The 22,103-nt window shown below is 41.2% G+C and carries 24 protein-coding genes; 9 read left to right on the top strand and 15 right to left on the bottom strand.

Annotated features, from left to right (window positions below; all coding sequences use genetic code 11):
- Positions 1 to 19 precede the first annotated feature (19 nt).
- On the bottom strand, positions 20 to 1,264 hold the full coding sequence (hmgA, locus tag RE476_RS01590) for a hydroxymethylglutaryl-CoA reductase (NADPH) (protein WP_309308553.1): 1,245 nt from the start codon (positions 1,262 to 1,264) through the stop codon (positions 20 to 22).
- Positions 1,265 to 1,560: 296 nt separating this feature from the next.
- Here hmgA and RE476_RS01585 point away from each other — a divergent pair, with 296 nt between their 5' ends.
- Complete coding sequence (locus tag RE476_RS01585) at positions 1,561 to 2,289, top strand: RAD55 family ATPase (RefSeq protein ID WP_309308552.1); 729 nt, start codon at positions 1,561 to 1,563, stop codon at positions 2,287 to 2,289.
- A 50-nt stretch (positions 2,290 to 2,339) separates the two neighbouring features.
- On the opposite strand, the gene RE476_RS01580 is transcribed toward RE476_RS01585, so the two are convergent.
- Positions 2,340 to 3,023 carry a DUF5591 domain-containing protein gene (locus RE476_RS01580; RefSeq protein WP_309308551.1) on the bottom strand — a complete coding sequence of 228 codons (684 nt, stop codon included), beginning with the start codon at positions 3,021 to 3,023 and terminating at the stop codon, positions 2,340 to 2,342.
- A 115-nt stretch (positions 3,024 to 3,138) separates the two neighbouring features.
- Here RE476_RS01580 and RE476_RS01575 point away from each other — a divergent pair, with 115 nt between their 5' ends.
- The gene (locus RE476_RS01575) at positions 3,139 to 3,510 is read left to right on the top strand and encodes a helix-turn-helix domain-containing protein (protein WP_309308549.1); all 372 of its coding nucleotides are present in this window, start codon (positions 3,139 to 3,141) and stop codon (positions 3,508 to 3,510) included.
- A gap of 6 nt (positions 3,511 to 3,516) precedes the next feature.
- Here the strand turns inward: RE476_RS01575 and RE476_RS01570 are convergent, their stop codons facing one another.
- The 4 genes from RE476_RS01570 to RE476_RS01555 all read right to left on the bottom strand — a co-directional run bounded on the left by RE476_RS01570 (position 3,517) and on the right by RE476_RS01555 (position 8,159).
- Complete coding sequence (locus RE476_RS01570; protein ID WP_309308547.1) at positions 3,517 to 5,448, bottom strand: PAS domain-containing sensor histidine kinase; 1,932 nt, start codon at positions 5,446 to 5,448, stop codon at positions 3,517 to 3,519.
- 358 nt (positions 5,449 to 5,806) lie between these two features.
- Positions 5,807 to 6,556, bottom strand: coding sequence for an ABC transporter permease (locus RE476_RS01565; RefSeq protein WP_309308545.1), 750 nt, complete (start codon positions 6,554 to 6,556; stop codon positions 5,807 to 5,809).
- A 4-nt stretch (positions 6,557 to 6,560) separates the two neighbouring features.
- The gene (locus tag RE476_RS01560; protein WP_309308543.1) at positions 6,561 to 7,544 is read right to left on the bottom strand and encodes an ATP-binding cassette domain-containing protein; all 984 of its coding nucleotides are present in this window, start codon (positions 7,542 to 7,544) and stop codon (positions 6,561 to 6,563) included.
- A gap of 3 nt (positions 7,545 to 7,547) precedes the next feature.
- Entirely contained in the window at positions 7,548 to 8,159 is a 612-nt protein-coding gene (locus RE476_RS01555) for a TetR/AcrR family transcriptional regulator (RefSeq protein WP_309308540.1), read from the bottom strand.
- Positions 8,160 to 8,356: 197 nt separating this feature from the next.
- Here RE476_RS01555 and RE476_RS01550 point away from each other — a divergent pair, with 197 nt between their 5' ends.
- A complete protein-coding gene (locus RE476_RS01550) occupies positions 8,357 to 8,656 on the top strand; it encodes a carboxymuconolactone decarboxylase family protein (protein WP_309308538.1) in 300 nt (99 codons plus the stop codon).
- A gap of 285 nt (positions 8,657 to 8,941) precedes the next feature.
- On the opposite strand, the gene RE476_RS01545 is transcribed toward RE476_RS01550, so the two are convergent.
- Complete coding sequence (locus RE476_RS01545) at positions 8,942 to 9,427, bottom strand: TspO/MBR family protein (protein ID WP_309308536.1); 486 nt, start codon at positions 9,425 to 9,427, stop codon at positions 8,942 to 8,944.
- A 276-nt stretch (positions 9,428 to 9,703) separates the two neighbouring features.
- Entirely contained in the window at positions 9,704 to 10,537 is an 834-nt protein-coding gene (locus tag RE476_RS01540) for a YihY/virulence factor BrkB family protein (RefSeq protein WP_309308534.1), read from the bottom strand.
- Positions 10,538 to 10,622: 85 nt separating this feature from the next.
- Between RE476_RS01540 and RE476_RS01535 the strand changes: the two genes are divergently transcribed.
- The gene (locus RE476_RS01535; RefSeq protein ID WP_309308532.1) at positions 10,623 to 11,675 is read left to right on the top strand and encodes an AI-2E family transporter; all 1,053 of its coding nucleotides are present in this window, start codon (positions 10,623 to 10,625) and stop codon (positions 11,673 to 11,675) included.
- Positions 11,676 to 11,687: 12 nt separating this feature from the next.
- On the opposite strand, the gene RE476_RS01530 is transcribed toward RE476_RS01535, so the two are convergent.
- Together RE476_RS01530 and moeB are read right to left on the bottom strand one after the other, a co-directional pair.
- The gene (locus RE476_RS01530; protein ID WP_309308530.1) at positions 11,688 to 12,098 is read right to left on the bottom strand and encodes a threonyl-tRNA synthetase editing domain-containing protein; all 411 of its coding nucleotides are present in this window, start codon (positions 12,096 to 12,098) and stop codon (positions 11,688 to 11,690) included.
- Between the two features lie 19 nt (positions 12,099 to 12,117).
- Complete coding sequence (gene moeB / locus RE476_RS01525; RefSeq protein WP_309308528.1) at positions 12,118 to 12,936, bottom strand: molybdopterin-synthase adenylyltransferase MoeB; 819 nt, start codon at positions 12,934 to 12,936, stop codon at positions 12,118 to 12,120.
- Between the two features lie 221 nt (positions 12,937 to 13,157).
- On the opposite strand from moeB, the gene RE476_RS01520 reads away from it, so the two are divergent.
- Both RE476_RS01520 and RE476_RS01515 read left to right on the top strand, forming a co-directional pair.
- Positions 13,158 to 13,433, top strand: coding sequence for a MoaD family protein (locus tag RE476_RS01520; RefSeq protein WP_309308526.1), 276 nt, complete (start codon positions 13,158 to 13,160; stop codon positions 13,431 to 13,433).
- Between the two features lie 95 nt (positions 13,434 to 13,528).
- The gene (locus RE476_RS01515; protein ID WP_309308524.1) at positions 13,529 to 14,437 is read left to right on the top strand and encodes an ABC transporter substrate-binding protein; all 909 of its coding nucleotides are present in this window, start codon (positions 13,529 to 13,531) and stop codon (positions 14,435 to 14,437) included.
- A gap of 64 nt (positions 14,438 to 14,501) precedes the next feature.
- On the opposite strand, the gene cysN is transcribed toward RE476_RS01515, so the two are convergent.
- The 4 genes from cysN to RE476_RS01495 form a co-directional block, all read right to left on the bottom strand.
- Entirely contained in the window at positions 14,502 to 16,046 is a 1,545-nt protein-coding gene (gene cysN / locus RE476_RS01510; RefSeq protein WP_309308522.1) for a sulfate adenylyltransferase subunit CysN, read from the bottom strand.
- Positions 16,043 to 16,951 carry a sulfate adenylyltransferase subunit CysD gene (gene cysD, locus RE476_RS01505; RefSeq protein WP_309308521.1) on the bottom strand — a complete coding sequence of 303 codons (909 nt, stop codon included), beginning with the start codon at positions 16,949 to 16,951 and terminating at the stop codon, positions 16,043 to 16,045. Before cysD ends, cysN begins: the two co-directional genes overlap by 4 nt.
- A gap of 85 nt (positions 16,952 to 17,036) precedes the next feature.
- A complete protein-coding gene (locus tag RE476_RS01500; protein WP_309308518.1) occupies positions 17,037 to 17,780 on the bottom strand; it encodes a phosphoadenylyl-sulfate reductase in 744 nt (247 codons plus the stop codon).
- Positions 17,781 to 17,891: 111 nt separating this feature from the next.
- Entirely contained in the window at positions 17,892 to 18,752 is an 861-nt protein-coding gene (locus tag RE476_RS01495) for a 4Fe-4S binding protein (protein ID WP_309308516.1), read from the bottom strand.
- Between the two features lie 188 nt (positions 18,753 to 18,940).
- Here RE476_RS01495 and RE476_RS01490 point away from each other — a divergent pair, with 188 nt between their 5' ends.
- On the top strand, positions 18,941 to 19,900 hold the full coding sequence (locus RE476_RS01490) for an inorganic phosphate transporter (protein ID WP_309308514.1): 960 nt from the start codon (positions 18,941 to 18,943) through the stop codon (positions 19,898 to 19,900).
- A gap of 97 nt (positions 19,901 to 19,997) precedes the next feature.
- On the opposite strand, the gene RE476_RS01485 is transcribed toward RE476_RS01490, so the two are convergent.
- A complete protein-coding gene (locus RE476_RS01485) occupies positions 19,998 to 20,231 on the bottom strand; it encodes a sulfurtransferase TusA family protein (RefSeq protein ID WP_309308512.1) in 234 nt (77 codons plus the stop codon).
- 395 nt (positions 20,232 to 20,626) lie between these two features.
- Here RE476_RS01485 and RE476_RS01480 point away from each other — a divergent pair, with 395 nt between their 5' ends.
- Positions 20,627 to 20,890: a winged helix-turn-helix domain-containing protein gene (locus RE476_RS01480; protein ID WP_309308510.1), complete on the top strand. Its 264-nt coding sequence runs from the start codon at positions 20,627 to 20,629 to the stop codon at positions 20,888 to 20,890.
- A 472-nt stretch (positions 20,891 to 21,362) separates the two neighbouring features.
- The gene (locus tag RE476_RS01475) at positions 21,363 to 22,070 is read left to right on the top strand and encodes a cobalamin B12-binding domain-containing protein (RefSeq protein WP_309308507.1); all 708 of its coding nucleotides are present in this window, start codon (positions 21,363 to 21,365) and stop codon (positions 22,068 to 22,070) included.
- Positions 22,071 to 22,103: the final 33 nt, after the last annotated feature.

Here is a 22,103-nt window from a genome sequence, read left to right as displayed (position 1 = left end):
TACCAGTAATTTAAAATTTTTATCTTCCAAGTTCTGCATGAGCTCTTGCAAGATGCCCTGCGGCTTGTGCACCTATCAAGGAGAGTTCACCGGCAAGGACTGCACAGGCGATTATCTCAGCCAGCTTTTTTGAATTGGAACCCGGAGGATTCCCGGAGCCTTTTACACCCAGCAATCTCAGACAGTCACTCTGCGGACCCAGATTCGTGCCACCACCAACAGTACCTATGGCCATTGCAGGAAGAGTGACAGAACAATATAGATCACCATACGGAGCCAGTTCCATTGTAGTTATGGCACTGCTCCCTTCAACAACATGAGCAGGATCCTGACCACAGGCAAGGTACATTGCAGCTATGATGTTTGCAGCATGTGCATTGTATCCAAGGGACCCTGCCCGTGCAGAACCAAGTAAATTTTTGCGATAATTCACTTCAACCATTGTCTCGGGTTTGCACTTGAGACGTTCCTCTACAAGTTTTGCAGGTATCGTAACATCCGCAACGACTGTCTTACCTCTTCCAAGTATAGAGTTTATTGCAGCCGGCTTCTTATCAGTGCACATATTACCGGAAAGAGAGACAGGGATTGCACCGAATTCATCCTTTATAAGACTTAGAACCGCATCTGTTGCAATAGTCACCATGTTCATCCCCATAGCATCTTTCGTATCATAGGAAAAACGAACATGTACAGTATTACCCGTAACAAATACCTGAACATCCACAAGCTCACCAAATCGTGTGGTTTCAGATGCTTTGGCTTTCATACGAGAGAGAACATCAGGGTCCTGCAACCAGTCTGCAAACTCTTTAGACCTTATCACATTCTCCAGTCTGAAGACAGGAGCCCTTGTCATAAGATCACGGAATATGCGAACATTTGCACCACCGGACTTTGTGATAACGGAACAGCCCCGGTTAACACTGGCAACAAGAGCACCTTCTGTTGTAGCCAGCGGTATCTGGAACGTACCTTCCGCAAATTCACCGTTTACTTTCAACGAGGAAGCTATCCCAAGAGGAATCTGGATAGCTCCGACCATATTCTCTATATTTCGTTTGCTTGCATCTTCGACATCTATTGAGAAGTTCTGTATGTGATCAAAATTGAAATCCATACCATCCTCGAGTGCAAATCTCCTTAACATGACAGCAGTTTTCTTGTCCGTCATACTGTCAAGCTTATGAAATGAGACTTTTCCGGAAATTACATCCTCCAGAAGCTCTTTTTTTTCTCTGCTAAGATCATTTCTTGATGTCATAATTATCTCCCGTTAATAAATAAACAGCATCCTGTATCTTTTTTATAAGTCGAACTTGGTTACAATGATACAAATAGTTCACGCCCAATCACTTTTTAGCCATAAAACGAAGTAAATAATTGAAGTGAATAAATTAAATACGTGCTTTTTTATATAAGGATGGCATAATAAACTATATTCAAAAAAGTACTAATGACAATCATCATATACTTTTTAATGAAAGTATATATTAAAGCATTACATTAAAGAAGTTTGGGAACAAAATTTTAGATATATAACATTAACAGGTGGTTTATATGACAGATGCTGACCCATCAATGAGAGTGAATTCCGGAATCTCCGGACTGGATGAAATGTTACGTGGAGGATTCTTCGAAGGAACTGCAAATGTCGTATCAGGTAAGTCTGGTACAGGTAAAACGATATTTGGAACACAATTTCTCGTTGAGGGAGCAAAGAAAGGCGAGAAAGTAATGTGTATCATCACCTCTGAGGAATCAAAATCCATCGTAAAGGAAATGAAAACTTCCTTTAACTGGAACCTTGAGGAATATGTCAATCAGGGTCTGCTTACCTTCGTTGATATCACTGACCCAAGTCTGCGTCTTCAGAAAAGCGTTGAGATAGCACCATCAGAACTTATCAAGAGTTTCAAGAAACTGGTTGAAAGCAAAATTGAGGACATACAGCCAACCCGTATCTTTATAGATTCAATTGAAGCACTTTTCCTTGCTATCGAATCAAACTATAAATTAAGAACACTGATCGATGATGTTTTCAGCGTGTTCCGTAAGCATAATGTGACTTCTGTAATAACAGTGGGGTCAATGTTCGGGCTTGATGAAATGGTAGAATATGGTGCAGATTCAGTTATCAAACTTGACCGCATAATTACCGGAAATAACCTACAGCGTTCAATTTACATAATGAAGATGAGAGGATCCGGCACTATCAATGAAGTTCGTGTACTTAACATTTCAGACAATGGTATATCAGTACTCGCACAATCACCATACCTCGAGTAATAGTGGCAATATAAGCCACTTATTTAATATTTCTTTTTTGAAAATCACTTTTAATATAAATACCAATCATTGTCATTGGTCTTTCCATTATCATCATCGCAAGCAGCTTTTTGTGCATCTTTTCCGACAATGGATGAGATTGAATTTGAAAAGTCCTGAAGGTAACTTGCCTGGTTTAGACTTCCATAGATGAACTTCTTTCCAAGTTGAACATGCTCATTTACAGTTTCTTCTTTCGGAACTATTGTTACTTCAACACCAGACATTTCAACTGCAAGCTCCATAGCTTTCCTGAAATCACCTATGCAATAAGCAATTCGATGCTTGTAGTTATCACGCGTCTTTTCAAGATATTGTGATAACCTCTGGCTTTCCATTTTGATGAAATCCCTTTTGATCTTTGCCACATTGCATTTTCCAAGCATGAATTGATAATCCATGAAGGGATATTCCGTATCAAGCTCCCTGGGAGTGATTCCGCATGTTCCGAAAACAACGATATGCACATCCTCAGGCTCAAGCAGTTCAAAGATCACTTTATCGAATATCTTATGCGAAGGACTCTCATGATATGGTTTTTTCTTAGCGCAGGGAACAAATATGCAGAAATCCCGGACTGGTGGTTCATATTCAGAAAGTACCCACTCATTTGCACGTATCATATCAGGATGGTATATTATCTCATCCGTATCAAGCGGGAGACTTGAACGTTCATCTTCAGGTATTATTGTCAAGGAAGATAGAATTCTGGCAAACTATATATATAATTGACGCAATCTTTAATCGGTTTTGTGCAAATTGTACAATCATAATCAGTAAAACTAATTTTGAAAGATGCGAGGAAATAATATGGCAAGTTCTATCCCTGAAATGCTAAGAGCCGAATGTAAATGCGAGGACATGGCAAAATGTATACTCGGCCTAAAAGAACTTGACATAAATACGTACAAGACACTTCTTGAGAATGGGCCCATGACAGCAGAGAAACTCGGAGAGTTACTGGGTCGCGAGAGAAGTACAGCATATCGCTCATTACAAAATCTTATTTCTGCAGGCCTCGTGTACAGGGAAACAAAATCCATTTCCATCGGTGGATACTATTATGAGTACGTTGCTATTGAACCTACCGTGGTCAAAGGGATGATTAAAAAGACCATAGATCAATGGTATCAGAAAATGAATGATCTTATCGAGAATTTTGATAAGGAACTTATGGCTTAGTAAAAATCAGTTTGTTATCACACCAATAGGGATTCTGAAAGTAAAGTTACTGCCTTTTCCTAATTCGCTTTCAACAGACATCTCACCGCCGTGCATTTCAACGAACCTTCTCGCAAGCGATAGTCCAAGACCCGTGCCATCATATTTTCTTGAAATTGTGGAATCTATCTGCTGGAAAGGAAGGAATAGTTTAGCAATATCACCAGATGAGATACCTATACCCGTATCTATGACCGAGATCACTGCCATATTATCTTTTTGATATGCTTTTAACAGAACATGGCCGCCATCCTGAGTGAACTTCACTGCATTGCTGACAAGATTGAACAATATTTGTTTGAAACGAACCTTATCAGCGTTTATCAATAATTTATCAGGAACAATGGATATCTCAAATTCCATGCTCTTTTTCCTTGCAAGCGGGGAAATAATATTCAACACAGTGGTTAACATTTCGCGAATATAAAATTCCTCGTAGTGTAGTTCCATTTTCCCGGATTCAACTTTTGAGATATCAAGAATATCATTTATCAGTTTTAGAAGATGCTTCCCACTTTGAGAAATATGACCTATCGACCTTTTCTGCTGTGAATTGAGCATGCCAAAGGCATCGTCAAGCAAAAGATCAGAATAACCGATCACAGCATTCAGAGGCGTACGAAGTTCATGGCTCATAGTTGCAAGAAACTCACTCTTGGTCCTGTTTGCTTCCTCAGCAGTGATCTTTGAAGTGAGTATAGCCTCTTCTGCTTCTTTTCTTTCGGATATATCCTGGAAATTCTCCAGAATATATTGCTGCCCTTCGATAAAGATCTTCTTTGCATTCTTTAATATAGGAGTCTTACTGCCATCCTTGCATTTGATAGCGGTATCCATTCCCTGAAATCCCTCAAGACCATCGATCCATATGGGACATTTTTTTGATAGTGAACCTTTGGGACAAACAATGTCGCATAACTGACCCAAAAGCTCTTCTTTCCTGTAGCCAGTAATCTCACATGTACGCTGGTTCACATCCTCGATAACATAATCTGTTCCGATGATTATCGTTCCACCCGGCATATTCTCATACAAGACCTGGAAACGCTCCTCACTTTCCTTTAAGGTCTTTTCAGCCCTTTTACGTTCTGTGATATCATCCATATAGAGAATGATCTTCTTTTCGTCTTCCAAGTTCAAATATGCAGTAGATATCAGGAAATCATGATTTGAAACAACACCATTTCTCAGGATTCCCATGCTTCCTTCAATCTTGTGATAATCCTCACCCGTTCTGAAAGTCTCAGCGACGATAGTACGGATGAAGCATACTGCACATTCGGGAGTGTTGCCACATCCTTCACCCCTGAATGAATTGACACATGAGAAAATATCCCCTCCTGCCAATCCAAGAAGGTCGCCAGGGTCTTTTCCTATTATCTCAAGTCCAATTGCATTGATCATTTCCACCCGGAAATGATTATTAATTATCATCATAAGCACAGGAGCCTGATCAAAGGCTACATTGACCAGTTTTTTTTGCTCTTCCAGTTTATGCTCCATGCTTTCAAATTCACAGACAGCCGTTCCTTCATGCAAACTACCCTCAGCAGATGCCATACGGACAATGAAATCAAGTTCATTTTTATCAAAAGGTTCCTTGAGATACCAGGAGTTACTGAACCGGGCCATACTGTCAAATAAAGCCGTGCTGCAATTTCCAACTACAAAAATAACAAGACTATCTGCCAGTAGATTAGAAAGATCATTGAAGACCGTATCAAACTCTACTTCATCATATGAATAAAAAATGATATCTGTTTTTTTGATGGATGTGTTATCAAAATTTCCCTGACCGGAAACTAATATCGAAGAGAATGGATACCCCATTTCTTTAATTTTGGATCCAAGTTCAGAATCCTTTTCCTTATTAGAATCGAGCAACAGTAATCTTTGCATATATTCCATCCCAACCAGCCAATAAACAAGCCCATATAATCAGCAAGTATCCACATACGGCTATACATACACGAATATTTATGCCTGTTATAATGTCACTTTTGTTATAATGTTGCTTATATAAAAGAATACTGGTTTATTACGATTATACGATTAGACTAATGCAAACTGGGCGCTTTTCGCCTATGAAAGTGAGGTATGAGCATAGGCCCTAAATAAGGACGGGCACCAAATCAAAAATAGCTAAAATAAATAACATCCGGAGCCTGTATAGCAGACTCCATGATATTTTTATATTGATTATATTACAACCGCTTGATTACAAAGTAAGATTGAGATACTTTGTTTATACTATCCATCAGACACTTATTTTCCTGAACAGGTATGAACCCAGTATTACCATCAAAATAGTAAATCCTGAAAGAACTACAAAACTTATGCCAGGGTCTATCTGGGAACTACCAAGAAGACCATACCTGATACCTTCAACCCCGTATGTAAGAGGGTCCAGTAGTGTAAGGTACCGAACCCAGCCCGGCAGGCTGTCAATAGGAAACAGGGCGCCTGACAATCCGAATATCGGGAAGATAACGAAGTTCATTATGAGCTGGAAACCATGCATATCCTCCATTCTTGAAGCAATGGCAATTCCAAATGCTGTAAAGGAAATTCCAATGAGTAACATGAAGATGACAGCTATTGCAAATCCTGAAATGCTGCTGATATCAAGACCCATGAATAATGACAGGACTAATATTATGAATCCCTGTATAACAGCAGTGGTAGCGCCTCCGAAGGTCTGCCCAAGCATGATCTCTAGCCGAGATACCGGAGCTACAAGTGTCTCTTTCAGGAATCCGAACTGTTTGTCCCATATTATCTGTATGCCTGCAAACACTGAAGTGAAAAGAACACTCATGGAAATGATCCCGGGCATTATGAAACCAATGTATCCCTGCTCCATACCCGGAATAGCAACCACGGAGTTCAGGCCAAATCCAAGGACAAGCAGAAGGAACATGGGCATACCCAGACTACCTACCATCCTGCTTTTTGAACGAAGATAACGTTTCACATTCCTTAACCAGATTGTGTAAACTATGTCCATTTGATCATCTCCTTACTCTTTGCATCATGCGCATCTTGTCTTTGGTGCTGGCTTCCTCTTCCCTGATAGTCCTGCCTGTAAAGTGCAGGAACACGTCTTCAAGGGTTGGTTTATGAATTGACAGGGAATCAATGAGGATACCCTTTTCAGATGCCATGTTGACGATTTGTGCAACATGCTTTTCCGCATTTTGCAAGCCAATAGTGATAGATGAATCATGAAGCTCGATATTCTTAATAGCAGGCAGGGACTTTATAGCCGAATACAGGTTGTCCCGTTCAGAAGAGACTATAGTAATAACATCACCACCAATGTCATTTTTGAGTTTTTCGGAAGTATCCATTGCTATTATCTGGCCCTTGTCTATTATTGCTATCCTGTGGCAGAGTTTGTCTGCTTCTTCCATATAATGTGTGGTGAGGATTATTGTGATACCTTTTTCTTGATTGAGCTTCGCTATGTAATCCCACAGGTGATTCCTTGTCTGCGGATCAAGTCCAAGAGTGGGTTCATCCAGGAAAAGTACTTTCGGCTCATGTAACAAACCCCTTGCAATCTCCAGACGGCGCCTCATACCACCGGAATATGTTTTCACAAGATTGTCTTTTTTATCATCCAGTTCCACCAGCTTCAGGAGTTCTGCTATCTTTTTTTGCCTTGTGTTTTTAGGAATACGATAAAGCCTTCCATGAAAATCCATGTTCTCGTAGGCCGTGAGTTCCTCATCCAGACTCTGGTCCTGGAAGACTATCCCTATGGATTTACGTACATCATCTTCATTTGTCCGGATGTCAAATCCATTGACAGATGCTTTTCCGGATGTTGGTTTGAGCATTGTTGAAAGCATTGACATGGTTGTGGTCTTGCCGGCTCCGTTGGGACCAAGCAGACCGAATACCTCACCACTCTTTATTTCGAATGAGAGATCGTTCACGGCAGTAAAATCGCCGAATTTCTTAACTAGATTCTCAACTGTGATTGCATACATTTTTCATACACCAATGCCTTCGAATATTATATCGATCTTCGCGGATATATCCCTGGAAAAAGAGTAGTCTGTATCAGAATGGAGCCACATCATCAGTGAGTGGAAATAAATAGCATTCAGGGATTCTGATGCTATTTTCAGGTCGATTCCCTTCTTAATTTCACCCTGATCCATACCTTCCCTGAGAAAATCAGAGAGCATACTGATAAAACGTTCCTGCCTTTGATGCCTTTGTTTTTTCTCAGTTGGCCGCTGGTCAGAGTTCATAACCAATCGTTTGTGCTCAAAGAATAATAATTTCAGAAGCTCCTTGTCCTTTTCATAGTTCTCTGCAACCAGAACAAGGAAATTCTTTATTTTTTCCTTCGCAGGAGCATTTAATGACATTTGATTTTCCATTATGCTGAAGATAAATTCTTCTTTCTGCTCTCTGAAATAACACAAAAGTGACTCTTTTCTAGGAAAATAATTAAAGAATGTGCCTTTAGCTATGCCAGCTTCTTTAGTGATCTCATCAACTGTGGTATTTTCAAAACCTTTATCCTTGAACAATTTGCCGGATACTTCAAAGATACGAGTTCTTGTATCCTGTTTCTTTTTTTCTCGCAGGGACATACTACCTCATTTGTGGCACATTGTAAATATGACCACGGTCATAAATGACCAGAGTCATACTTAAGTTTTTTGAACCACCGCCTCCAAAGAAAGAATAAAAGACCGAATGTAAACAATAAAATATCATACAACCACATTATTATACAACAGTATCAAATCCAGGATGTAAGCTATATGAGAAGAAAGGAGATGAGAATATGGAAGGACACCCACTGAGTATCATACAGGAAAAAGACAGTGAATTTTTCAATATAATAGAAGGAGCACTCGAAAATGCACTTTCTGAAGGCAGTATTCCGTTGAAATACAAATTACTCATAGCTATGGCACTTGATGCAGACCATGGAGCAGTCGATGGTGTGAAAGTACTTGCCATGCAGGCAATGGCTGAAGGAGCAACAAAGGAAGAAATTATGGAAGCGGTACGCATAGCAAACTATATCGGAGGTATAGGGAGCGTTTACACTGCAGCTAATGCTCTGAGAGATATCCTGTAAAAACAAAAGGGAACAGCATTTAAAAATGCTGACCCCACATTTATCTGCTGAGCAGATCTCACACACATCATATTTTTGAGATATTGTTGGAATTCACTATTTTATTTTTGTACCGGCCCATCTTTCATGGCACATTTACCATAACTTCTGTTGCCAGTAAGCTTTGCAGCATTCTTAATTTCTATGGTGCTTCCGTTAAAGCCAGGTATGCTTATACAATGCATCTAGCGGTTACATCGGCAGACATAGCACATCATGTACCCAGAAGAAAGAACACGGAAGATTTCAGGAATTCAATACCATGAGAGAATAATTGAGATAGACAGCAAAAGACACCCAGAGAATGTATGGCACAAGAAGCATTCCGGCGGGTCTTGATATTCTGTAGAACAACACAATATTCACTACAATAGCAATCCATAAGACAAGGATCTCAATAAAACCCATGAAGGGAGAACGCAACCCAAAGAACAAAGCTGACCAGAGGATGTTCAAAAACAGCTGGACTCCAAATACTTTTACTGCTATTGTTATTTCAGAAGATTGTAAGCCTTTGTTCCATATAATATAAAGAGCACTACCCATTAGAAGATAAAGAAGAGGCCATACCACTGAAAAAAGCCAGCTTGGAGGAACGAAGGCTGGTTTTACAAGTGATGCATACCATATTGGAATGGAACTGTAAGTGAAGAGTCCCCCAACTATGCCAGCTAGCTGACATAAGGCAATTGAAATTATCAGTTTTTTCCAGTCAATCAGTTCCCAATTCACCTTTATGCACTCCCTTATTACATATCATATTGAATAATAGTTATATGTTCCCATCATACACTACAAATGATAATCGAAGTGAAAAAAGACACCAACCACGTGTATGAAAATGTAATATAAAATCATACACGTCGCTTGAAAATGATTACCTGATGTATGACCAGATAGTATTACAAATCATAAAGCTCCATAGGGTGTACTAAAGGGCATTGCAACACCCTAATGTATATAATCAATGATGCAAAATAAAGAGCAACATGACACTTGAAACAGCTTTTAATGATCGTATTCTGAATAGACACCTATGAATTCAGCCATGAAAGTGACAAATATGGAAGACATATATATCCAGAGAAAAATGATAAGTATTGAACCTATAGTTCCGTAGACAGTAGTTATATTACTGTAAGCAAGGTAAATTCCTATCAGATACTTACCTACCGTAAGCAGGATAACTGTTAATAGTGAACCTGTAAAAACATATTTTAAATCGATGTTTGCTTCCGGAAGCACCCTGAAAAGGTATATGAAAAGAACGATCAGAGTTGCAAAATTTATCCAAAAGCTCGCATATTTCACAGCACCGGTTGAAATGGAAAGAACTGATTCCAGATTATCGGAAATAACAAAGAATACCAGTTCGAAAACCGTGCTCATTGCCACAAGCATTCCAAATGCCAGAGCTGCAACTAGAGCTGAGACCCTTTTGCGGACAAATTGATGAAGCCAGCTCCTGTTAGAAATCCTCAGACCCCACATTTTATTTATCATCTTCTGGAGCTGAAGGAATATGTTACCTGCACTCCAAAGATATATCAGGAAACTCAAGATAATTCCAAAGCCAGGGGAGCTGCTTATAGAAAGCTGTGTGAAAAGCATATTCAAAGCCTGCATGGAAAGATCATCTGCAAGCAGTGATACATCTGTAATAATGGCAGCCTCGATAATCTGTTGTTTCAGGAAGATACTACCTATGAACAGAGCAAAGAGAAGAAGAGCAGGCAGGCCTATTAGTGCATGAAAAGAAAGAGCTGCACTATTTGTGATACCATCATCCTCTATCCACTTATCCAGAGTTTTTCTGAAAAGACCGATATATCCTGATATCATTGACTAAAACAATTATCCAATAGGATATAGCTGTTATCTGAACAGGACTATCCTGAATATTAACCTTAAATACTATGGTTAAGAAATGGTAGAAGTAATGAACCACTCAAGCAAGATGCCACAGGCACTTCTGGTACTTAGTGTACTGGCTGCGGTACTTATTTATGCACTATATCCCTTCATCAACGCTTTTTTTGGAGCTTTTATCCTATACGTGGTCTTCAAACCTCTTTATATGTACATGACGACGAAAAAGAACATAAACAAAAATATCGCGGCTTTTGGAATCATTTTTCTCACAATTATATTGATAATGATACCTTTATACCTGCTAATAACCGTTGTTATCATCCAGATACAAAATATCCTGTTTGACACGGGCACTCTCCCCGGATATGTGGAAACTATCAATCTCTACATAAGTAATCTGCATCTTGAAGGATTACCACTTGGCATCAATCTCAGTGAAAAGATAACAGAGGTGGCCTCATCAGCTGCTAATTTCTTTAGTATCATGCTTGTAAATGCAATTCAAAGCCTGGGACAAAGGATCATTGAATTTGTAATTATGTATTTCCTTCTTTTTTACCTGCTTGTAGGAATGGATTCAAGATGCTCGATGAAGCTTCAGAATGCAATACCATTCAGCAAGGAGAATACAGACATCCTTCAGAAAGAATTCAAGTCCATTGTCAATGCAACGCTTATCAGTTCAGGAATAATTGCCATTATACAGGGAACAATACTCACAATAACATTTCTCCTACTTGGAGTTGAGGGGGCATTTCTCTGGGGATTTGTTACAGTCCTTCTTTCATTCCTGCCAGTAGTGGGTGCGACACTTATATGGCTGCCTGCAGCCATGATCCAACTTGTCCAGCAGGATTACTTTACCGCCGTAGGAATTCTCATTGGAGGAGCCATCCTCAGTTCAATTGATAATTTCCTTAGACCAGTAATTCAGAAAAAAGTAGGACGAATCCACCCCCTGGAATCACTCATAGGAGTTATTATCGGACTAAACCTGTTCGGCCTGCTTGGAATTATTATAGGACCACTGTTAATATCATACGTAGTCCTTATGGCAAAAATGTTCAATGAGGAATACCTTACTGATATCGAAAACAAAAATAATTAAAGTGGGATGTTCTCAGATTTCCTTGAACACTTTTGCCAGCGATTCACCGCGAACATGAATGGAAAATTCTGAAAAGTATCCGAAAGCAGTTGTATGAACCTCGACTTCCTTATTTTCCAGTTTTGTTTTGATCTCTGAAAGTACTTCCATCGCAAATTCAGGAGAGGATTTACTGGAAGACAGATGAGCAAACGAGTGCAGTACTATCCTGTTCTTATTCACCTTATTGAGATACCATTTCAGATTTGATACTGCCTTTTTTACCACTTTATCCTTTCGTGGCTCATCCTCTACCTCAGCATGGATGAAAGCAACTGCAGTATCTTCTATCCGTTCTTCTGTTTCAAGATCATCCACATGATCAAGGTTCTTACTGAAGGTCTCAAACCAAAAGTATTCCGTATCGAACATTAACATCTTCATTGTGTGACCCTCTTTCCATCTACCCAATACTGCATACTCCACCGCCCTGCTGGTAATTCTCATCCTCTATTGATATTATCGAAGGATTTTCACCGCATACAGGACATGAAGGATTCTTGCGGACTTTTATCTCATCGAACGACATGTTAAATGCATCATAGAAGACAAGCCGGCCTTTCAGCATCTCGCCGAATCCGAGCAGGTATTTGATAACCTCGGTTGCCTGAATAACTCCAATGATACCCGGAAGTACACCGATGACCCCGGCTTCCTGGCAGCTTGGAACCATTCCGGCTGGTGGCGCATGTTCAAAAAGGCATCTATAGCAAGGACCCTCATCCGGCAGGATAGTAGTCACCTGACCTTCAAAACGGAAGATACTGCCATGTGAAAGAGGTTTCTTCGCAAGCACACAGGCATCGTTCACAAGATATCTTGTGGCAAAATTGTCAGAGCCATCCACTACGATGTCGTAATCCTTTATGATATCAAGAACATTATCTGGATTGAGTCTTTCACGGTAAGTGATAACATCCACATCAGGATTGAGGTTTTCAACGTATCTTTTTGCAGATTCCACTTTAGGAAGGTCGACATTGCCACCATGAATAACCTGTCTTTGAAGGTTGCTAAGGTCGACAACATCATCATCAACAATACCGATGGTCCCGACTCCGGCGGCAGCCAGGTACTGTATTATAGGGGAACCAAGCCCCCCGGCACCTATACAGAGTACTTTTGAGGACAGCAGCATTTGCTGCCCCTTCCCACCAACTTCCTGCAGTATAATATGTCTCGAATACCGCCTGATCTGCTCTTCAGTAAACTCACTTATCATTTTTACCTTCCCTAAAACAATAGATCACAATTACCTGTGACATCCCATGAATGAATATGTATTGTGACTCTGCCATATGACAGATCGCAACTCGTATCTGCTTTTTTAAATATGCATGATTTTCTGATAAATAGACATAGAAAGCGGCCATATTAGCCCCGATAAAAGAACAGTTGTATATGTAAAAGGTAATGGTTTCAAAACAAAAAGGTGAAACAAAAATGGTATTTGTAAAATTTTCATCGGCCTTGAACAACATAACAAAAACAAGAGCTACGAACATCAATCTTGGCGATACTACAGTAAAGGCTCTTTTTGAGCAACTTGTCACTGAGTACGGCAAGGATTTTGAAACAAACCTGTTTCAGGACGGAGAAATAAGAAGGTTTGTCAATGTCTATGTCAACGGCGAGGACATAAGACACCTTTGCGGCTCGGACACCAAAATAACCGACAACGATGAAATATCAATCCTTCCTGCGATAAGCGGAGGATAAAACTGAAAGTAACATGAAAGAGCGAATCGTGGAAACAGAATGTTTCGAAAAGAAGCCCTCAGATAGAACTTGAAAGCCAGTTTAACGGTGATTTTATGAAAAGATTGAGGATCGGACATCTTTCAACCATGTACCATAGCTCATTCATATTGATGGGAACGGACTGGCTGGAAAAGGCAGGAATAGAAGCCGAATGGAAACTTTTTGGCGGCGGGCCTGCAATTGTCAATGCATTTGAAAATGATGTGATAGACATAGGATATATTGGCCTCCCCCCTGCAATGATAGGAATTGACAGAGGACTGCAGATCAAATGTGTTGCAGGTGGCCATGTTGAAGGAACGGTGATGATAGCTACACCTGAATTCTTGACTTTTGATGAATACAAAAATGATAGTACACTTTTTTTAAACCAGTTCAAAGGACTTACTATCGCCTGTCCGCCAGCAGGCTCTATCCATGACGTGATCATCAGGAATTATATCAAAGATACAGGCCATGAGAACGATATCGATGTTCTCAACTATGAATGGGCTGACATGATTCCTGAAGCCATAGCAGATGGAGACATAAAGGTTGCAGTTGGAACACCATCATTGGCCGTTGTTGCAAAAAGATACTGTGATGCAAAGATAGTGATCCCACCTGAAAAGCTATGGCCCGATAATCCAAGTTACGGGATAGTTGCAACCTGCGATATAATTGAAAACTCGTCAGAGACTCTTTTAAAGTTCATAGAATTGCACGAGAAAGCCAGCGCATTCATTTGTGAGCATACCGGAGAAGCAGCAAAACTGATTTCCAGAACGATAAAAATAGTTGATGAGGACTTTGTACGTGATATGTATGAAGTATCACCCAAATACTCAGCAGGCATCTCTGAAAATTACATGGCATCTACCATGCGATTCGTGGATGTGTTAAATGAACTTGGATATATTTCAGACAAGCTCAGGCAGGAAGATATCTTTGACCTTCGTTTTGTGAAGGAACTTCAACTTTAAACCCTTACTATTTTTAAAAAAGATAAGAAACCTGCCAATCATGAAAGATGGCAGGGATTTAAATTCAACTGCTCAGATGATCAGAGCACACGACCACCGACACACCCGATCTTGTAGCGATCTTACACAGGTCATCGATCATCTCTGTATATTTGACACTGTCCATCGGGACACCCTTACAAAGAGTTTCCTGTAGCAGATCATCATCTACGTAGATACAATGTGTACCGTGCATGGAAAGGCGGTCATAATTGACCTTTGCCTCTTCTTTTTTATCGCCCGTATACGTAATGATCCTGGCCTTTACAGCTTTACATGCCTTATCAGGAGATACCTGCTTGTATTTAGTGATCATACCGGCAGCAGCAGTCTGGTTTGTGAGGGGATCGATCACGATGAACGAACCCGTTGCCCTGTTCTCGGAATAGATATCGGCAAATATCGGGCTTTTTAGCTCGATCTTGACCTTACCGATCCCATTCAGACCTAAGAACTCTGATGATTTCATACTGATGTCATCAGGGTCGAACTCATGGACCACTTCTTCGAAATTACCCTTCACCGTGCTGGTAGTATGTTTGATGAAATAATCTTTCCCTATCTCCAGGGGAGTACTATCCATCCATACTACATTTGCCTCAAGGCTTCCGGCAATTCCGGGAAGGTCATCGACCTTCGCGATCGTATCACCGCGACTTATGTCAATATCATCCTCAAGGCAAAGTGTCACTGCCATAGGAGCAAAGGCATAATCAAGGTCCCCGTCATACGTGACGATCCTTGATATCTTGCTCGTCTTTCCTGAAGGGAGCACTCTTACTTTATCCCCCTTGTGGATAACACCTGAAGCTATTGTACCACAATAGCCCCTGAAATCATCGCCTCCACCCCAGTTAACATACTGGACAGGGAACCTGAACTCAACCAGATTGCGACCACCTGAGACATTCACATTCTCCAGATAGTCAAGCAATGTGGATCCTTTGTACCATGGCATATTCTCGCTCCTTTCGATGACATTGTCACCTTTAAGCGCGCTTATGGGAATGTAGTAGACAGATTCATCCGATAATTTATCAGCAAAAGCGTTGAACTCATTGACGATATTATCGAACACCTCTTCCGAATAGTCCACAAGATCCATCTTATTGACCGCAACTACAAAGTTCCGGATACCCAGCAGGGACGAGATGAACGAATGCCTCTTAGTCTGTGTCACGACCCCGTTCCTGGCATCAACAAGGATCAGTGCAAGGGATGCATTGGATGCACCCGTGGCCATGTTCCTTGTATATTGTTCATGACCAGGAGTATCGGCTATTATGAAACGCCTCTTTGGGGTTGAGAAGAACCTGTAAGCGACATCTATCGTAATCCCCTGCTCTCTTTCTGACTTCAGACCGTCTGTCACAAGGGAATAATCGATCTCCTGGTTCCTGTGGGCCCTTGAGAAGGTCCTGATAGTATTCAACTGGTCCTCAAATATTGATTTTGAATCATATAGCAATCTGCCGATCAGTGTCGATTTACCGTCATCTACACTGCCTGCGGTGGCAAACCGCAACAGATCGATATTCTGATTCTGTTCGATCAGAGAGTCAGAGCTCAAAAGTATCCCTCCTTCTTCTTTTGTTCCATGGAACTATCCTGGTCATGATCGATCACCCTTGTAATACGCTCGGAATGGCGGGCAACCATCATCTCTTCAATTATCTTCGGCAGGGTATCTGCCTCGGATTTTACTGCACCTGTACAATAGTGGCACCCCAGTGTCCTGAAGCGGCACATGACATCTTTGACCTCCCCCTCATGCTCATCCGTGTAAACAGGGATAAGCTGACCATTCTTCTCTATGACAGGTCTTTCCTTTGCGAAGTAAAGAGGGACGATATCGATGTTCTCATGGTAGATATAGGTCCAGATATCCAGCTCTGTCCAGTTCGAGAGTGGGAATACCCTGATGGATTCTCCCGGGTCGATCTTTGAGTTGAAGAGGCTCCATAGCTCAGGTTTCTGGTTCTTAGGATTCCATTGTCCATGCTTGTCGCGGAATGAATAGATCCTTTCCTTTGCCCTTGATTTCTCCTCATCCCTCCGGGCACCTCCGAATGCTGCATCATAACCTCCTTCCTTTAATGCATCAAGGAGTGCTTTCGTCTTAAGATCGGCACAACATTTGACCGTTCCAACGGAAAGAGGATTTACCCCTCTTTTGAGAGCTTCCTCATTCCTGTGAATCCTCAGGTCAAGCTCATGCTTCTTTGTGTAATAGTCCCTGAATTCATACATCTCAGGGAACTTGTATCCGGTATCGATATGCAATAATGGGAAAGGTACCTTTTTCGGGTAAAAGGCCTTTATCGCAAGATGAGCCATCACTGATGAATCCTTTCCTACCGAATATAGCATTACAGGATTATCGAATTCTGCAGCTACTTCCCTAATGATACCTATGCTTTCGGCTTCAAGTGCCTTTAGATTTGAAAGCCGGTAAGATTCTTCCTTAATGGCCATTTTGACCCTCCATTAATTTGTATAGATGTATTAAATGACATTCTCAATTTGATCCTTATATATGATATTCCCGGGTTCTTTTCTGTCAAACACGGGGCCTTATATTTCCAGAGTGAAGACCACATTCCTTCTTGGTGGCTTCTTCCCACCACCAGCGCCCTTCACGCTCATGTTGTCCCGGCAGGACCGGCCTGGTACATGGTTCACACCCAATGCTGACGTATCCCTTCTTATGAAGCTCATTGTAAGGAACATCGTTCTCTCTGATGTAATCCCATACCTGTTTTGAGCTCCAGTTAGCCAGAGGATTGAACTTTATAAGTTTGCCCTCACCAAATACCGTATCGACTTCCATTACAGGGATCTCTGAACGTGTGTTGGGACTCTGGTCCTTGCGCTGGCCTGTTATCCATGCGGCCCTTGTACCCAGAGAACGCCTGAGCGGATCTACCTTCCTGACAGCACAACACTCACCATGCCCGTCTCTGTAGAATGAGAACATACCTTTCTTCAGGACAAGTTCCTCAGTCTTTTCCCTATTAGCAAAGAATACCTCAAGCGGGATATCATAGCGTTCCCGCACCACATTGAAGAACCTGTATGTTTCAGGGTGCAGACGACCAGTATCCAGAGAGAAGACACTCACACCCGGCATGATCTTTGTAGCCATATCGATGAGCACGACATCCTCAGCACCACTGAATGCAATGGTAATATCACTTTCAAACCTATTGAGGGCATACCGAAGGATTTCCTGTGGAGAACGGTCCCTATAGTCCTCAGCCAATTGTCCTATCTCTTTTTCTAATTCCGCATTTTGTTCTGGCATAGTTTGATTTCCCGATAATTTAGATCGAATATGTAAGTTCATGCAGAGATTTTGTATATAATGTAAAAAGGACCCGCATCACAGATATATACTGTTGATGCAGGGACCTTTTCACTCCAGCACAAATGCTTTGAACTGCTCAAAACCTACACGCTGAATTGTATCTCCGAAACGTTCGCCGGAAGTTGCTTCCTTTTTGAAGAACTCCAGGGATCTTTCAATTATCCCGAATAAAGTGTCCTCATCTACGAGTTCAGTTAGTTTGACACCGAACCTTGGGTATCTTCCAACCTTACCGCCAACATAGACAGTGTACCCTTCCCTGGATACTGCCCATGCGTCCTTGGGGCATATAAGGCGACACTGACCACACAGGATACATTTGTCCCTTTCATAATGCAGGGCTCCTTTTTCTACCCGGATGGCATCAGCCGGACAGGCAGTCTGACAGAGCTTACAATAGGTACATTTCTTCTCTACCCACTGCGGCTCGAGCCCTCCCATTACACCAAGGTCGTTCTCCTGTGCTTTCATACACGATGAAGGACAGCCTGTTACTGCAAATTTGAATTTGCCAGGAAGTTCCTTTGCAAAATATTTATCGTCGATCTTCTTTGCGATGTCTTCCGCATCGATCAACCCACGGGGACAAACGCGATTACCCTGACAGGCAACCACACCACGAACCCTTGGACCACAGGTACCCTGACGGACACCCCGCCCCTCAAGTTCATCAAGGAGATTATCTGCATCCTCAAATGGGATGTATGATATCTCAAGTCCCTGACGTGCGGTTATGTGGACCTCGCCCCTTCCGTATTTATCAGAAGCATCAGCAAGTGCCCGAAGCTGCTCAGAGGTCAGCTGACCCCCTACAACACGAAGTCGTATGGAGAAAAGGTCTTCTGGTTGCCTCTGAACAAGAAAACCACCTTGTTTGAGTCTGTTATAATTAATTGTCTTTTCATCCATTTGTTATCGCCCCCACTTTCACAGATTGGGATATATACGTATATAAAAGGGCAAATGTTGCAGGCTTTTTTGTGGTAATTTTGGCCCCATTCTCCAGTGCTATATAACAAGCTCACTTTGATTTGTCCCATACTGTCCAATCAGGCAGATAAAAGCATCACAATAAAAGGAAAGGGAGCGACTAACAAATGATCATAGTACTGGCTGCAATTGCATCTGCAATCTTTATGGGAATAAACATTGGCGGGAACAATGCAGCAGCTTCCATGGGAGCAGCATATGGTGCAAAAGCCCGTACTAAAAAGCAGGCAGTAACACTGATAGCCATATTCTCCCTGCTTGGTGCTGTTATCAGCGGAGGGGATGTGATAGAAACACTCGGTAAAGGGATAGTCCCCGGCAATACAATAACACTCACTGCTGCCATTATTGCAATTACTGCTGCAGCGCTTAGTATTTTCATCGGGAACGTACTGAAGGTACCGGTATCTGCAAGCCAGTCAACAGTGGGTGCGATCATAGGAATCGGCATATTCTTCGGAGTACTCGATATCCAGCTGATCACACAGATAGCTGGCTGGTGGATAGTCACACCGGCACTCGCATTTATACTCGCATACCTTAGTGGAAAATATATCCATCCTAAAGTTTTACTCTGGCTTATAGATCATGAGTCTGAAGCCCAGATACGTAAGACCATTGCAAAACTCCTTACAGTCACCGGATGTTATGTCGCCTATTCAGCAGGTGCGAACAATGCTGCCAATGCAGTTGGTCCCCTTGTTGGTGCAGGTTTCATGGACCAGACAACAGGTTCCATTGTAGGAGGAATCGCACTTGGAGTAGGAGCTATACTGATAGGAGGAAGAGTGCTCCAGACAGTTGGAACTGAAATTACAGAGCTCTGTACTATTCGTGCTGTCTTCATAGAGGCAATCGCAGCAATTATCGTTCACGCAGCCTCCTATTCAGGCATACCGGTGGCTCTGGGGCAAATTGTACCGGCAGCAGTTATTGGGATCGGATGTGCCAATGAAGGGATCAATACGATAAGAAACGGAACGGTGAAGCGTATTGTTGTCATGTGGGTAGCTTCGCCATTGATTGCGGGTCTTATAGCATATAGTGCTATAAGCCTTATTTCCTGAAAGAACAAAATATACAGGACTATTGTCACAATACATGTGACGAATCCTTCCCGGATTTTATTTTAAAAAGATTTACAGATTAAATGAACAGATTAAATCAGGCCTTCTCAATATGAACTTTCCATATATCATTCTCTTCCACATCTATACCAAGAATGATATGACCTTCGGCCTTCACACTTTTTGGCACATTCGATATCGCAGGAGCATAATCAAAAATTACCGTGAGACGGTCACCACTGTCCAGACCCTCTAACTGTAGTTTTGTTTTTACGAAAGTGAGGGGGCAAGTCTCCCCTTTAAGGTCTAATTCGATTGTTTCTTTTGCCATGTTTTCACCTTTAAGTATTATCAGTTGAATGAAAACAGTTCCACGTGCACTGATATAAAAACTAAGATAGAGGCAAATAAGGCCATGCGTTTCCACCCGGTCACCAAAAAAAAGATAATCAGAATACATGATCCTAGAAAACGTGTCGAAATCTTTATAAACGATAAATACAATTCACAATTGTTAATTCACAATCGTGAAATTTCAGTTGACATGAAATATCATGGAAACATTTACCTTTAATTTATAAAATGGAGTGATAAAAATGAGGGATCGTTTTTGTTGATAACTACGCAGAAAAAATACACATAAAGAAGAATAAAGAAGCATCAAAAGACAAACAGCTGAGAAAAACAATTGAAGGACTGCCACCTTCAGCAAAACTTGTCTTTAAGGTGCTTGAATACGGCGGCCTCCTGACTCAAAAGGAGATAGCCGAACAAAGCTACCTCCCTCCCCGCACCATCAGGTACGCGCTTAACAGGCTGAAGGATGAGGATTTCCTGCAGGAAAGATTCTATTTCAAGGATGCAAGACAAAGCCTGTATGGTTTGAAAAACGTACCGGATATAAGTGAGACTTTTATGAGCGAAAGTCCAGAAGTAAATCCGGGAATTACAAACATGCCTGCAAAAGGTTATGAACTGACAGCTTTCTGAATAAAGATTGCAGTGAGAACATAAGTCGGCACGAAACCCGATCATGAATACGAAGGAAAGGTCCTGACGATAAAACATGGATACATGATTATCAAGTCCAGATACTTTTCCACACACTTTTTTAATAAATATTTTTCCCCCATTAATTTCTCAAAATGCATAACCGCATTTACAGAATAGTAATAAGTCATCCAGCACATCAAGGCACCCGCTAATCAATGAGATCATTTTCTTCGTGCTCTTTAATGGCTATTGCTTTTGTTTTTACCTATGAACATGAGTATTCGTACTCTTGATAGTTGCAGAATAATGACGTAAAAAGAAATCTGACGTTAACATTCCGATCACTTTATGTACTATCACCAATAGCATTGCTTCAAAAAATATATATAGTACAACAAGGAATACAGTTACTTGTTGCCCACATTGAAATGCGGGCAGAACTTTCAATAATCCAGAGAAGTGATTGCAAGTGCTAGCAAGAGACAATATTATTAAGAAGGCCATAGAAGCCATCATGACACTCAATGACGTCATGGCACAGAATGTTGCAATGGAAGCACTTGAAGCAGGAATCGAACCAGAATATGTGATTGAAGAGGGATTCTATGCAGGCATCAACCGGATAGAAGAAATGTTCAAGGAAGGTAAAATATTCCTGCCCCACATGATCGCAGCCGCTGAGGCTATGGAAGCTGGGGTCAGAGTACTAATACCCTCAAAGGAAAACATGCTTTCTGACATGAAATCTAAAGGTACTGTTATTATTGGAACTATTGAAGGAGACATACATTCAATTGGTAAGGATATCGTTGCAACATCCCTTCAGATAGATGGATATGAAGTCATTAATCTTGGCGTTGACGTACCGGTGGAAACTTTTATTGAAAAATCGATGAGCATACACCCGGATATTGTAGCTACATCTGCGTTGATGACAATAACAATGACTAACCAGCTAACCCTTGAGAAAGAACTAAAGGAAGCAGGGATTCGTGATTCATTGAAAACAGTGGTTGGCGGTACTCCTGTAACCCCCGAATGGGCTCAGGCAATTGGTGCAGATATTTATGGAAGTGATGCATCAGATGTTGTGAGGAAAGTGAATATGATTTTAGGATCTAAAAAGAGAAATGAATGTCCTCCAAAAGAACTTCTTGCTGTTAATGCATCTCATTGATAATAATATTCAGCCATATTTTTCTTCAGTTCA

Origin of the sequence: Methanolobus mangrovi (genome assembly GCF_031312535.1) — an archaeon.
GTDB lineage: Archaea > Halobacteriota > Methanosarcinia > Methanosarcinales > Methanosarcinaceae > Methanolobus > Methanolobus mangrovi.
Note: the sequence above shows the minus strand (reverse complement) of the source record. Positions and strands in the feature narration are given on the sequence as shown.